The 14,594-nt window shown below is 42.4% G+C and carries 15 protein-coding genes; all 15 read right to left on the bottom strand.

The annotated features are described in order from the left end of the window. Positions 1-2: 2 nt before the first annotated feature. Entirely contained in the window at positions 3-1,052 is a 1,050-nt protein-coding gene (locus NQ560_RS15235; RefSeq protein WP_005334802.1) for a DUF5688 family protein, read from the bottom strand. A gap of 28 nt (positions 1,053-1,080) precedes the next feature. Next, positions 1,081-3,192, bottom strand: a complete 2,112-nt coding sequence (locus NQ560_RS15230) for a DNA topoisomerase 3 (RefSeq protein ID WP_005334803.1) — start codon at positions 3,190-3,192, stop codon at positions 1,081-1,083. Between the two features lie 72 nt (positions 3,193-3,264). Further along, entirely contained in the window at positions 3,265-3,999 is a 735-nt protein-coding gene (locus NQ560_RS15225; protein ID WP_005334804.1) for a CD1107 family mobile element protein, read from the bottom strand. Further along, positions 3,974-4,282: a DUF4315 family protein gene (locus NQ560_RS15220; RefSeq protein WP_005334805.1), complete on the bottom strand. Its 309-nt coding sequence runs from the start codon at positions 4,280-4,282 to the stop codon at positions 3,974-3,976. Before NQ560_RS15220 ends, NQ560_RS15225 begins: the two co-directional genes overlap by 26 nt. Before the next feature lie 26 nt (positions 4,283-4,308). After that, positions 4,309-6,552, bottom strand: coding sequence for a C40 family peptidase (locus tag NQ560_RS15215; protein WP_005334807.1), 2,244 nt, complete (start codon positions 6,550-6,552; stop codon positions 4,309-4,311). Between the two features lie 51 nt (positions 6,553-6,603). Beyond that, entirely contained in the window at positions 6,604-7,062 is a 459-nt protein-coding gene (locus tag NQ560_RS15210) for a hypothetical protein (RefSeq protein ID WP_003864573.1), read from the bottom strand. Further along, a complete protein-coding gene (locus NQ560_RS15205) occupies positions 7,046-9,517 on the bottom strand; it encodes a VirB4-like conjugal transfer ATPase, CD1110 family (protein ID WP_005334811.1) in 2,472 nt (823 codons plus the stop codon). The genes NQ560_RS15210 and NQ560_RS15205 overlap by 17 nt, the downstream gene beginning before the upstream one ends. Next, positions 9,468-9,857 (bottom strand): PrgI family protein, encoded by a 390-nt coding sequence (locus NQ560_RS15200; RefSeq protein ID WP_005334813.1) that lies wholly within the window; start codon positions 9,855-9,857, stop codon positions 9,468-9,470. The genes NQ560_RS15205 and NQ560_RS15200 overlap by 50 nt, the downstream gene beginning before the upstream one ends. A gap of 22 nt (positions 9,858-9,879) precedes the next feature. After that, complete coding sequence (locus tag NQ560_RS15195) at positions 9,880-10,752, bottom strand: VirB6/TrbL-like conjugal transfer protein, CD1112 family (RefSeq protein WP_005334814.1); 873 nt, start codon at positions 10,750-10,752, stop codon at positions 9,880-9,882. Between the two features lie 19 nt (positions 10,753-10,771). Beyond that, a complete protein-coding gene (locus tag NQ560_RS15190) occupies positions 10,772-10,987 on the bottom strand; it encodes a Maff2 family mobile element protein (protein WP_005334815.1) in 216 nt (71 codons plus the stop codon). Positions 10,988-11,238: 251 nt separating this feature from the next. Then, positions 11,239-11,691 carry a helix-turn-helix transcriptional regulator gene (locus tag NQ560_RS15185; protein WP_040015701.1) on the bottom strand — a complete coding sequence of 151 codons (453 nt, stop codon included), beginning with the start codon at positions 11,689-11,691 and terminating at the stop codon, positions 11,239-11,241. Positions 11,692-11,794: 103 nt separating this feature from the next. Further along, on the bottom strand, positions 11,795-13,609 hold the full coding sequence (locus NQ560_RS15180; protein WP_005334823.1) for a VirD4-like conjugal transfer protein, CD1115 family: 1,815 nt from the start codon (positions 13,607-13,609) through the stop codon (positions 11,795-11,797). Further along, positions 13,606-14,169 (bottom strand): PcfB family protein, encoded by a 564-nt coding sequence (locus NQ560_RS15175; RefSeq protein ID WP_005334825.1) that lies wholly within the window; start codon positions 14,167-14,169, stop codon positions 13,606-13,608. Before NQ560_RS15175 ends, NQ560_RS15180 begins: the two co-directional genes overlap by 4 nt. Continuing rightward, positions 14,170-14,448, bottom strand: coding sequence for a hypothetical protein (locus NQ560_RS15170; protein ID WP_005334827.1), 279 nt, complete (start codon positions 14,446-14,448; stop codon positions 14,170-14,172). It lies immediately after the preceding gene. Further along, entirely contained in the window at positions 14,438-14,581 is a 144-nt protein-coding gene (locus NQ560_RS15165; RefSeq protein WP_164492145.1) for a hypothetical protein, read from the bottom strand. Before NQ560_RS15165 ends, NQ560_RS15170 begins: the two co-directional genes overlap by 11 nt. Between the last annotated feature and the right edge of the window lie 13 nt (positions 14,582-14,594).

Genomic DNA, 14,594 nt, shown 5'->3' with positions numbered 1-14,594 from the left:
TATTAGAGTTCCATATCGTGCTTCTTTGTTTTCGGTTTCTGATCCGGCTGTTCTTTTCCTGCTTTCTCTGTTTTTGCAGCCTGCGCTTCTTTTTCTTTCTGACGTTCTGTAAATCTGTCGGCTTTTTCAAAGACGTGATCCTTTGTGTCAAAGTGATATACATCATTGGTAAGGCGTTCTGCTGGTGCTACCTGAGTCGCATTGACTTCTTTTACCATATCTCTTAACATTTCTGCATCCACTTGCCCGTCATCTGGCAAGACCAGCATTTCATGGATGGATGATGGCAAAATGAAGAAATCATTTCCAAGAAGTTCCCCCATGCTATCCATGAATTCCGGATAAAAGATCACACCGGCTCCATCAATTCTGTCTGTATTCGTAACAACAAAGAATGTCGGCATCTCGCTTGATTCCTGCAATGTTTCCTGCAGCATTTCACGTTCATCCGGTGTCAGCATGAGAATATTTTTCTGGTACATTTCATCTATCAATGCACCTATACTTGATACCTCCGGAGCCATGACACGCGGTGAACTTTTCATCGCATCTTCATGAAGCTGTTCTGCAGAGATTCCATACTGTTCAAGCAGATCATTCTTGATAAACATGGAACTTAATCCATCCTGATCCTTGCCTACTGCCACATGATAGGTGATTGCGAGATCTTCCTTCAGATGGTGTGGCGCATTTTCGAGGACTTCCTTATTTGCTTCGGCTGATGATACACGGATAAACAGCTTGTCCTTCACATCTTCATAATTTAAAATGGATTTCAGATCAACCTGTATCGGTGCCTCAATGACTATATCTGCAATCTTTCTACATACAGTTTCCATTGTTACGCCAGGCTGTGCTTTATATGCTTCATACAGTTGGTTAAGATTAATTGTTGGAGTAAGCATCTCCCCTTCTTTTCTCACCATCAATCCCGTATAGGCACGGTTCAGTTTCTGACACTCCATCGTTGACACCTCAGCATTCTCATAATCCTTCGGTAAAAAGAGTCTGATATTGTCCTTTACTTCATTTACAAATTCATTAAAATTCATTCTTCGTTTCCTCCTCTAATCTGTTTTCTTATTTCTTTTTGCTTTTGTTTTTTGGTTTCTTTTTGGGAAAGGATAAAGAAAAATTCACCCTTCCGGTTTCATCTGCATCCATATGAAGATCTGCCTCAAAGTACATATTCTTCTTTCTGGAATACAGGTCTTTTACATGCACACATCCACTTTTCAGAAGTTCTGCAGCCATCTTTTTATCCATGGTTTTTTCCATGCTCTGCAGATAGCGGTTATCTTTCCAGAGAGCAAAGTGACAATCGTGGTTGCTACAATAGAAGTTGGTTTTGCTTTCATATACCAGGCTTCCACATACCGGACATGTTCCAATGCTTTCTCTGGTCTGAAATCTTCTTGTTTCTTCTTCGGAAATCGCATCGCATCCATTCAGCATCATGGTCAGCATGTTTTTGATCTCGGTCATAAACTGTTCCGGTGCAATCTCTCCATGCTCCATCAAGAGCAGCTGATTTTCCCATTCTGCAGTCATACTTGCAGATTTCAGAAAGTCTGGCAGGATCTCCACAAGGACTTTTCCATCATCTGTTGGAAGGATCTGTTTCCCTTTTCGGGTGGCATACTGGGAATAGATCAGTTTTTCGATGATACCAGCTCTTGTTGCCGGAGTTCCTAATCCTTTCTTTTCTGTGTCTTCATCGAATTCCTTATTTCCAGCAGTTTCCATTGCTGCAAGGAGAGTATCTTCACTGTATGGTTTTGGTGGCGATGTAAAATGTTCTGTCTTTTCTGCAGCTACAGCATAGAAAGTCTGTCCCTGGGTTACTTTCGGCATCCTCTCTTTCATTTCCTGATCCGGATCTACGATTGCCATGCGATCCTTATTCTTGAAGCAGTTTTCAAAGAGTTTCCATCCATCCTGCAACACAGTTCTTCCTTTTGCTTTGAAGATTTCTCCCAGGCATTCCACTTCAATCTCTGTTTCCTGGTAAATGTGATCCTTACTCATTGCCATGACCGTATGGACTGCAATCAGGAAAAGAATCTTTTCTTCCCAGGATTTCAATTCATCCAGATGGCAGGATGCAAGTTCCATCGTTGGAATGATTGCATGGTGATCTGTCACCTTGCTGTTATTCATGACTTTCTTCACATCTGGCTGCTCCGGCTGATCAAACGGACCTGTCAGTTGATATTTCTCATAAATCTGACGAACCACATTTCTTGCTGTCTGCTCCATATCTTCGGTCAGATACTGGCTGTCCGTTCTTGGATAAGTGATCAGTTTCTTTTCATACAGGCTCTGAGCGGTATCCAGTGTCTGTTTGGCTGTCATTCCGTAGATACGGTTTGCTTCTCTCTGCAGTGTGGTCAGATCATAAAGCTTTGGTGCTTTTACTTTCTTTTCCGTTTCTTTTACTGCTGTGACAATAGCTTCACTTCCCTGGCATCTACTTCTTAACTGTTCCGCCTCATCCGGATCAAAGATTTTTGGCTTTACAGCCGGAATTCCATCACAATCGAGTTCCACATTGAAATACTTTTCTTTCTGGAAATTGCTGATCTGTCCGGCACGTTCCACCAACATGGCAAGTGTCGGTGTCTGAACCCTTCCAACGGTCAGCTTTTTGAAGTACTTTGTGGTATAAGCTCTGGTTGCATTCATTCCTACCAGCCAGTCAGCCTGAGAACGGCATACAGCAGCTTCGGCCAGATGTCGGTATTCCTCTGCGGATCTCAGATGCTGCATTCCATCAAGGATTGCTGAATCTTCCAGAGAACTGATCCATAATCGTTTCACCGGCTTTTTACTTCCGGATAAGTCATAGACATGTTTGAAGATTAATTCTCCTTCACGTCCGGCATCACAGGCATTTACGACGTATTCAATTTCCGGACTGTTGAGCAGTCTTTTTAAGATATAGAACTGATCTTTCTTATCTTCTGAGACTGTAACTTTCCAGTCTTTCGGGATGATCGGGAGATCTTCATATCTCCACTGGTTAAATTTCTCATCGTAAGCATCCGGTGAAACATATTCGGCCAGATGTCCGAAGCACCAGCTGACCATACAGTCGGTTCCTTGTAAATATCCGTCTTCTCGTTCCTGTGCTCCAATCACTTCTGCGATTGCTCTTGATACACTTGGTTTTTCTGCAATTACTAAATACATGATGTATTACCTCCTTCATATAACGAAACGGAGAGAGCATGTTTTACAGCCCCCTCCACTAAAAAAGTTTATTTATTTTTCATTTTCTTCAAAATCTTCGTCTTCAGACTCTTCCTCATCCGGAACTTCTTCCAGTCCACCTGTTTCCAAACCTTCCGGCTGATCATCCTCATCTTCCTCTTTTTTAGGTTTATAGATCTTGAAGTAGTAGTAAGCTGCCACACCGCCGAGAGCCAAAATCAGGATTGTTGCCATTGCACCCATATTGGTTTTTGCAGATGCTGTTTTCTCCGGATCAATGGTAGCTTCCTTGTCTACATCCTCATTATTTGTTTCATCCAGCACTACCTTTGATTTATCTGGCTGTGGTGTTACGACAGTAGCAGTGCTGTCTTTATCCAGAAATTCGGACAGATCATTCTCATCAATCTGGGATAACATATAGACATTCTGTGATGTGGCACTACGGTCGATCACGATATAGAATGTGTTGTTATTCTTCGTTGTAACCGTAAGAAATTCCTTTGTGGAATCATCGGTAATGTCATCCTTGACTTCACCATTGCCAGGTGTCGTAAATGCAGTTCCCTTGTCTGTTCCATCTTCCGGCAGCACCTCGTTTGTGTTTGTCGCCTCGTCCTTTTTCTCTTCTTTGTCTGTTGACTGTTCCGTCTGAGTTGTCTCTACTTTGGATGCCTCTGCCGATTCATCCACATAGGCAAATGCTGTGGTTGATGCTGTAAAAAGCATCATGACTCCCAACAGCAGTCCTGCCATTTTCTTATTCATTTTCTTCCATTTCACCATTCTGATATTCCTCCTTATTTTCTTCTGTGAATACAAAGGAGCCTGAACCTTCATCGTCAGACTCCCTGCTTACCTGAAATTTAACTTTTCCACTCTGGATACCATCCAAAAGATCATATAACTGATCATTATCCATCTTCATACCACGGATGCACCTGATCATCTCATTGTCCTCTTCCTGCTTTAATGCAGCCTGGACACCCCTAAGATATTGCTGCAGATCCGCGATCTTTTTCTCTGTCTTGGCAATCTCATCCAGATATTTTTTAATCTTTTTATTCAAACTTTCACCTCCCTTCGTTCACCCCTTTATGGCAGTCTTCCAAAGCACATGAAATGTTGCTGCCAGTAGGATGTGCTGATATTTGAGTAATGGATCGGATCCCCGCAATGGATCATCATATTGTTACCGACATAGATACCCACATGGCTTGCACCGGATGTGTTATACGTTCCCTGGAAGAAGATCAGATCTCCTGGTTTTGCTTCTTGCGGTGATACATAAGTACATACGCCTCTTAATCCATCTGCGGTCAATCGTCCATAGTTCCAGCCATTACCACAGTGGTTAATGACATAAGATACGAATCCTGAGCAGTCAAATCCGGACGGAGAGTAACCACCCCATACATAAGGTACTCCCAGATATTTTTCCGCTTCTCGGATCATCCGGGCAAATTCTTCATCCTGCAGTGCTTCCGGTGGAATCTCATAGCTCATTCCATTACCGCCTGATCCACTGGTCACATTGTTTACATCCCACAGATAATTTCTGTTTCCATAGGTCGTATTTAACGCATTGTAAATAATCAGCTGTTCTGCATTCAGATTGGCTCTTGCCACAGCATCAAAACTTCCATTTGTCAGTGTCACATACAGAATCTTCTTGGTGCTTGTACTGGTAACGGTTACTTCCTGACTGCCATTGTCATCTGCGATATAAGCTTCCCAGGTCTGGTGTCCATGAGCAGAGGCTGCAGCATGGTTATCATAGTAAACGTCAAACTGGACACCATATCGTGCAAAGGCTCCGGTATCCTCAACTGTGTATTCCACACCATTCATTACTACCTTAGTGCCAATCGGCACAAATGGATTGGAAGCATCTACAGCAATGGTATGGTTTGCAGTTGGATATGCACCACTGGCAGTTGGACCTCCGGACCATACACCACAACAGATTCGACAATTACAATATCCGCTTGTCACTACCTGTCCCAATGATTCTCCAACGCGAACATTTCTGGTTTCTGTCACCGTTTCTGTTCGACCTTCTGTATTCAGATGATATTGTGCTTCAAAAAGAGATTGCAGCTCGTTTTCAACATCTGAGTACGTCCAGTCCCCGTATTTTGCGGTAAGATACGAGATAAGATGGTATGGATTATGACCAATCTCAGCAATGTTGTACTGATACTCGTCATAATTTGGATGTCTTCGTTCCATCTCATTGATCTGCTGATTCAAGGCACTTTCCAAAGCGGCATATCTGTTTTCGGCAGCATAGATATCCTCGTCTGAACTTGGATACGTTGTAATACCGATCACAGATCCAGCACCCTCAATAGAGGCACTGCAGCTCCCCAGAGATACTGCTATGACAAGAAAAAGAAGCGCAAAAATACCGATGCCTGCGAACATGGCACGATTACGCTTTATAATCTCTTTCAAGGCAATCTTTGCTTTCACCGTCATGTTCTCGACACCGGTAATGGTTGTCGCTCCACCTAGACTGCCAGCGGATTTTCCGGCTCTGGCTGCCCGGTATGCATCCTTATATCGTTTTTTCTGAAAGAAGCGGTTATAGAAATGTCTCTTTTGCTCAGCGTTCTTTACCGATTCTGCATGTTTGACTCCTTCCATACTTTCTGCAGAACCAAATTTCAGTTTCTTTTCTACAGTAGCCTCACGATAACCTCTGCGATGGGTTTTCACATCCGTTCGTTTGCTGCGGATCTGAGCATGACGTAGGCCACGTAACGCAGCTTCTGTTTCACGCTCTGCAAGTCTGGCACTTTCCACACCTGCATTTTCATCTGTTTCTTCCTCTTCGGAAGTGACTGCTTTCATGCCAGATATAACAGCTTGTGTAGCAATGTATTTCCCGGCTGTCCCTCCCGGTTTCATGCCAGCACCTTTCACCATCTGATTTCCTTCATCATCAAAGGATAATCTTCCGGCTTTTGCCTGTTCTTTGGTCATCTGTTTTTGCAGCTGCTTCTTCCGAATGGATTTCTTTTGGCTGTTCAGATTGTTATCATCATCCGGGATTTTTTCATGGCGATGCAGTTTCTTTCGATATCCAGATACTTTTTCTTCCGGTGTAACTTCAACTGTATCCTCAACAGCTTCCTGCCGGACAGATGATTTCCGGATCTTTTCCATCTGCAGTCGTTTCCCTTTTCCCGATTTTGAATCTTCATTCCCAGCCTTTTTTCGTTCCCGTTCCGGAACAAATTCTTCTTTATTTTCCGGTCGCCCTCGGCTCCTGTGACTGATGTCTTTTACACTACCATCACGGAGATTTTCTTCTGTCAGACCATCTCTGGTCATCTTTGCGACCTTTTTATCTTTGCCTTTAAATTCTTTTCCGGCTATAGGTCATCACCTCCTGGCACAACTTTTCTTTCTGTACTCATTTAGTTCCTGGCGTCCAATAATCGGGATACCAGGATACCCATCTGCCTGTGTCCTGATTGCTGGAGAGCTCGCCTGGATATGAAATACCCAGTTCAATTCACTCGGATCTCTCGGCCAGAAACCATTGATCAGCATAGCCTCCTTGAACTGATTGTTGTGCAGATGGATCTGGGTACGTTTATACAGAACTTCTTTCAGATCATCACTGGTAAGATGCGGATAGATTTTCTGTGCCGGATAAAAATTCCAGAATACCCAGTCAAGGATAATGTTCTGTGTTTCCAGCGGAAGTTCATACAGATGATGATCATCATTGACTGTATGAACACGGTATCCAGGCTGTGCATTTTCCAGATTTTTCATCTGAATGTAAGGATTATCCTGGTTCCACTGCCTGATTCGGATCTTATCGATTTCCTTCATGCTTTTCCGCCTCCATTTCTTTCTCTCGTTTTTCAACTTCTTCCGGTTTTGTAGTCATCAAACTGTACAGCTTCAAGTTCTTATCGAACTTGTCCTTAAATGGAATAATTGTTGTTCCATAGAAAAGAAGTCCTTCTCCTTCCCTGGAATTCGTCACATAAGACAACTGATATGGGGAAATATTCAACTGTTTTGCAAGGATCTGTCTGTCACCTGCAGCCTGGTTCAGCATCAGGATAAAATCACTGTTCTCAAAGATATTTTCAATTTCCCTGCTGGCAAGAAGATCTTTGATATTCTGGGTGATACCACTTGGAATACCACCCCATTTTCTGAATCTCTTCCAGATTTCTACAGAATAAGCTGCTGTCTGTTCTTCTTTGAGCAGAAGGTGGAATTCATCGATATAGTACCTGGTAGATTTGATGCCACGGTTGATCGTAACTCTGTTCCATACCTGATCCTGGACGATGAGCATTCCGATTTTCTTCAGCTGCTTTCCAAGTTCCTTAATATCAAAGCAGACAATACGGTTATTCAGTTCCACATTGGTTCTATGGTTGAATACTTTCAGTGATCCATTTACATAGATTTCCAGTGCTGTTGCAATTCTCTGGGCCTGGGGTTCTTTCTGCTTTCTGAGGCAGTCATACAGGTCACCAAGGACCGGCATATTTTCCGGTTTTGGATCTGCAAAGTACTTCTGATACACCAGTGGAAGACAACGGTCGATTACTGATTTTTCCTCTGCTTCAATACCATCCCTGCTTCCCATGATCAGCTCACATAAGGACAGGACAAAATCGGATTTTACACCAAGTGGATTGTCATCATCGGAATAATCCATATTGATATCCATCGGATTAATATAATCCTTACTGGTTGGTGAGATGTGTACTACCTGTCCGCCAAGTGCATGGACCAGCGGATAATATTCACCTTCCGGATCTCCGATGATAATGTCATCCTTCGTAACAAAGAAAGCATTGGTGATCTCTCTTTTGGCAGCAAAGGATTTACCGGATCCAGGAGTACCAAGGATCAGGCCATTCGGATTTTTCAGTTTCTTGCGGTCCACCATGATCATGTTGTTGCTGAGTGCATTTAATCCGTAATATAGGGATTCTCCTGCCATAAAAAGTTCCTGAGTGGTAAACGGTACGAAGATAGCAGTGCTGGTCGTGGTCAGTGCACGTTTGATGGGGATATGATTGACTCCCAGCGGAACACTGCTCATCAGTCCTTCTTCCTGCTGATAGTCCAGACGTTTCAGTACACAGTTGTATTTCTGTGCAATTCCGGCAGTCTGGAAGATGGCATTGTCCAGTGCCTGTTTGGTCTTTGCTGTATTTAAAAAGAGCGCTGTTACAAGGAACATACGCTCATTTCGTGACTGCAGGTCTTCTAACAGACGCTTAGCTTCTCCGCCATACGTGTTCAGATCCGATGGAATGATATCCATATCGTATCCGGCCCGGACTGCTTTTTTCTGTTCTTCAATTTTCATCCTGTTGATATCCGTAACCTTGCTTTTTACAAGCTTGATTGCTTTCATCTGATCCACAGACTGAACATGCAGGTTGACGATCAGGTTCTTATCAATATCCAGAAATTCTGCAAGCATCTTATCTGTAAGCTCCGGTGCCAGGATCTGCAAATAAGAGACTGCCCCGATGGTATTTCCCATGCGGAATGTATTTCTGTCCTTGAATACAAAACTGGTCGGTGCCACATAATCTTTGGTATTGAGTCCTGTACGGATCATGGAACCATAATCAAACTGGAAGTCTGTCATGTTATCTGGATTGAAAGTCTCATATAAAATCTGCAGTCTTTCCACCCCATTCAATGGATAAGCCGGAACTCCAAGGATCTTGAAATTGTTCAGGATATCCGACTCAATACGTTCCAGCTTTGGCTTTGCTTCCCGGATATTATCCGCTTCGATGGAAAAGGTGATATATTTTGATTTCACCAGTCCATTATTCCCTTTCGCCAGCTGCTGTTTCAGCATCTTGGCATATTCCATGCGAACATCATCAAAAGCATCCTCCTGTGGCCGGATCTGGATCACCTGCTCAAACTCCTTCATGCTGCTCTTATGATTGATAAAGCTCAGCTGAAAATGGATACTGGCATCAAAGTAATTGAGGAAATCACACCAGTTTTCAAAGATTGCATTTTTATCTTCATTCTGAGCCAGCTGGTAGTTGATGTCATAAAAGCGGATACACTTAGAATAAGTTTTTCCCTGTACCCTGCAGATTCCATCTCTTCCCATTTCCTTATAAGCGATCGACTGCTGGACGGACAGTTTTTTCTGCCTACGTTTCTCTTCCTGCTTTTCTTTTTTCTTTTTCTCTTTTCTGTCTACTTTTTTGTATCCGGTATCTGCGACAGTTTTCTTATTTTTCTTTTTTCGCAACCGTTTTTCCTCCTTTCGGTTTTCCTGCATCCGGAGACTGTCTGATCTGTTCCGGATCTGTCTCATAATAGTTTTCAGTTTCATATTTTCTGACGGGCGGACGAAGAAACTTCACCCGGATCATATGCATCAGAACATCTTCCAGATGCATCCCGTCTTTTTCGTACATGGCAAATAAAAATGCCGGTAACATTAAAAGCACCATGACCGTTGCTGCATTACTGTTTCCCATCACATTACGCAAGAGAAAATAGCTTGGAATTCCCATTGCAGCACCTATCCCGATACAGATCAGCTGTCTTTTGGTCAGGTTAAATGCTACTTTATTCTTTACCTTCGTTAAATCTTTCGGTACGCTGACATATGCCATGATTTTCACTCCTTCCTGTAATTTAGTGCGCGTTAAATATCGACTTACTTAAGGATGCCGTCTTAAAGAGGCTGTAACATAAGATCACCGTGTAAGCCATAACGCCAAATAATGAAGAACTCAGATTATCTGAATACTGGATACCTGCAACAAGCACTGCATAGATTGCAACGCATACCATCATCAGAAATGCCTGGAAAGCCAGGGCAAAGAGTCCTCTGAAATAATTCGTGCCGATCTGTCCCCATTCTCTGTTACTCATAGTTGCGAATGGAATCGGCGCAACTGAGGTATATAGGTAAATCTCTATCATACGTCCATACATGATCACTGTGATCAGTACAGACAGGATTCTCATACAGAAGCCAACGATAAGGGTTTCCAGCGCCAATACAACAAGTTCTCCGATTTCCATACTTTCCAGGGTTGCGGAAAGATCCGTCAATGCCGAAGAAATATCAATGGCGGTACTTCCGCTGATAACACCAGCTGCAGAATTAACTACGTGCTGGCCCACATCGAATACCGCCATTGTGATCGTAAATGTGTTACTCACCAGATAAACCGCGATCCACATTTTTACGAAGTACTTGAAAAACATCCAGGTATCAATATCATGCATGTTGTTGCGCTCGGTCAGCATAGAAATCAATTCGTAGCAGAGTACGAGTGTGATAATAATACCTGCGATCGGCATGATCACGGAATCCGATAAGTTCCGGATCATACTGAATATGCTGCCGTTCCACCCTTGCGGGGTCTGTCCAACCTGGGTAGCGATCTCACCAGTCTTTTGATTGACATCAGTAAACATCGTATCCAGGTTGGAAGTGATCATCCCGGTTAAGAGTTCCCTCATCCATTCCTCAATCGCATCAAAAATCTGACTGAACATGGATCTCTACTCCTTTCTTTTAACCAAATAATCCACTCAGAAGCGGGATTAGCTGTGTTCCAATCAGGATAACACCACCACCGCTCATCAGCTGCTTAATTCCCTGGGATTTTGCACCCGGGTTGTCGTTTCCATAACCTTCCATCAGGTTGATTACGCCCCAGACACCAAGGCCGGCACCGATTGCAACGACCAGTGTCTGAAGGATATTGATTGCACTGCTAAAAAAAGCCATAATCAAATGTGTGAACAAACGCTTTTTCTTATGGTCTGTAAGCGTTTGGCTCTACTCCTTTCCCTTTTATTCAGACCTTTTTTTACCTGTTTTATCTGCAAGGCGATCTTATCTTTATCTTCACTTTTTTCTCCTTTCTTCCTACTTTTAGATTTCTTTCTTGAAAAAAACATAAAAAAAATAGAGCATATAGATGGATTTTTCTACATGCTCTAACGCTTTTTGTTCTTTTTACAAATACTTGAAATTTTTTACTTCCTATCCAATTTTTTTGCCAGCACAAAATTAAACAAAAATGTTACTGTCACTATTAAAATACATATTATCGTAATCCACGCTGGTACTTTCATATCAAATTGAACTCTTAGCAACAAAGAAATTGCTAAAAATATACCTCCTATAATCTCTATAAAATCTAGGATCCTTTTTTGCATCATCTGAATTTTTTCCCTTTCTTTTACCCTATCAAACTTCCATATTCCATATTTTGATTGAATATCTGTGATATCTTCATCAGATATAAGTTCATCCAAAGTGACTCCAAGCTCCATTGCTAACTTTTTTGCTGTAATTAGATCTGGACATCTTGAACCGTTCTCCCATCGGCATACAGTTTGTCGTGATACGTACAGTTTATCGGCAAGTTGTTGTTGTGTATATTTTTTTTCTTCTCTGATTTTTTTAATGTTATCATTTAAAGCCATACTTCTTACCTCTCTTTCATTCATATCATATAATGATACCATTAAAAAAGAAAGAACCAGCATGGTTTTCCTATGTTTCCACTTTGGTAACATAGAAATTTTCTTAATTAATGATTTCAATTTGTCTTATTTCATCCTCTGTTACATCAATCCGAAACATCTCAAACTCTGTATCTTTTGAAAATGTCAGATTATGATTCAGATATTTTTCAACATCAAAAGCATTTTTCTTATCATAATCGGCAAGTTCCTTGTACCGTTTATGCTTTGTGATGTCATATTTGTTGCTTAAAAACGGCCGGACTCCACGAAGCTGTAAGATACATTTTTCTCCATCCATGACCGCCAGCTCATCTCTACTCATCAGTTCTTTTCCAGTCTTTTGATAATTCAGCCCATAGGACCGGTTGCTGCCTCTGGTGTCTGATGTGTTGTAAAGATCTATGGTTTCCTTTCCCAGGGTTTCTGATATTTCTTTCAGTGTGGAACTTTCCTTTCCACCCAGGAAAAGAACGGTGTCACAGTTACCCGTGATCGTCTCAGCCGCATCCTTATAGATTGTTTTCAGCTGAGATTGTGACTGCAGAATGATAGAAGCGGAGATTTCCCTGCTTCGGATCGTAGCAATCAATTTGTCGAATTTTGGGATCTGTCCGATATTGCTGAACTCATCAAGAAGCAGTCGTACATGATAGGGAAGCCTGCCTCCATGCTCATCATCCGCTTTATCACAAAGCAGGTTAAAGAGCTGGGTGTACATGATTGCTACCACAAAGTTGAATGTGTCATCTGTATCACTGATGATGACAAACATGGCTGTTCGCTGATCGCCGATCATATCCAGTTCCATCTCGTCATAGGACATGATTTCTCTTAGTTCCTGAATATCAAATGGTGCAAGTCTGGCACCACAGGAAATCAAAATCGATTTTGCAGTTTTGCCGGCAGCAAGCTTGTACTTGCGATATTGCCTTACTGCAAAGTGTTCCGGATTTTCTGCTTCCAGTTCTTCAAACAATTCATCCACTGCATTTTTAAATTCTTCATCATCCTCTCTGGTCTCACTGGCATTGATAAATTCCAGCAAAGTAGAAAAGTTCTGTTCTTCCTCTGGTGCCTCATACCAGATGTATCCGATCAGTGCAGAATACAAAAGACGTTCGGCCTTGACCCAGAAATCTTCCGTTGATTTTTCGCCCTCACCCTTGGTATTTGCGATAATGGTATTGACCAGCTTTAAGATGTCTTTTTCACTCCGGATATAATGGAACGGATTGTAATGCATGGACTTTTTAAAATTGATCGTATTCAATACCTTGATCCGGTATCCTCCATTTACCAGCATCTTCCCGCATTCAACGATGATCGTTCCTTTTGGATCGGTGACCACATAGGACACGTGGTCCGTCATCTGCATAAGGTTGGGTTTTACATAGAATCTTGTCTTACCGGATCCGGAACCACCGATGACGATCACATTCTTATTTCTGGCATACTTTGGGGCTTTTGGGCGGCTGTTCATGGTCAGACGTTCCGTTTCTGTGAGGATGACATTGTTTTCAAAAACCGGATCCATGAAGGGTTCGATATCTTTTCTATTTCCCCATCTTGCAGATCCATACTCCACACCCTGCCGGAACTTCTTTGCGTTTTTAGAACGATAGTAGACCACCAGCTTTAATGCACTTGCAACCAGAACACCTACTGTAAGGTCCTGCAAAGCGATACTTGGCAGCCAGCTTAAAAATGCCAGTCGAAAATTGACTAACATCACGCCAAGTCTCTGGACCATGCTTTCTCCCAGGCAATGCCGGTACAGCCAGGATCCTTTATCTGCTACATAGAAGATAAAGAAATATGGGAGATTTAAGATCACCAGCCGTTTGATCTGGATCTTCTGTAATTTTTCCCGGATCATCGTTCCTGACCTCTGGATTTTTGTCTCTGCTTCACACGCTGGCGGTGCTTTGCTTTTCTTTCTACAGATTTCTGCAGTTTCTTTCTGACAGATGGTTTCTTCACCTGTTTCTTTTTCAGTTCTACTCCGGCATATTCCCGGAAAGCCGCTGTCATCACATCCACATCTTTAGCCTTAAAGAAGACCAGATATTTTGGTGGATCCGCACCGACTTCTTTTTTCAGGCTGTAATCAATCCCGTACTTTCTTGCCACACGGTCAAAGGATTTGATATTTTCATCTGTGATCTTTATGTTGGAAAGCTGTACTCCCTGTGCATTCAGCTGCTTGATGGTCTGCTTTCCATGTGGCTTTTTCTTTTCAATCTTTTTTCGGGCTTTTTCCCTTCCTTTCTCCTGGGCCCGTCCGGTCTTTTCAGCCATTTTCACCCGCGTTGCTTTCTGTTTCCTACGGTTGTCCATTTCCAGGAACTTCCGAAGGGCTGCTTTTAGCACACTGGCAGTGATCTTGACTCCCTGGATGCTCAGGCTGATCACTTTCTGATTTACTTCTTCCTGCAATTACCCACGTCCTTTCTTTCCTTTCATCTCAGAATAAAGACGGGCAATACAATATCCGATGCATGGAACATGTTTTCCATACGGACAGCCACCACATGGTGTTGTTTTTACCACTTTTTTCTTTTCAGGAAGCAGATAATGGCACTGCTTCAAGTTACAGCCTTTCTTTTTGCCTCCCCACCAGTAACAGTACTTGCAGGACCATGGCTTTTCTTCGCTGTACTTTCTTCCCTCAATAGCTGCATTTGGTTCTATGATCAGATCTTTATTAGTCTTCATTCTGTTCTTCCTCTTTTCTCATGATTTCTGTCAGTTTTTTCTCTGCCTGACTTCCGGCAGCAATGAGACAATACAAAACTGTAAATATTGCCGCTGCTCCCAGAAGAGCAACAAAAATAATGATATTTCTCATGGTTTCTCCCATC

The organism is Dorea formicigenerans (assembly GCF_025150245.1).
Lineage (GTDB): Bacteria > Bacillota > Clostridia > Lachnospirales > Lachnospiraceae > Dorea > Dorea formicigenerans.
Note: the sequence above shows the minus strand (reverse complement) of the source record. Positions and strands in the feature narration are given on the sequence as shown.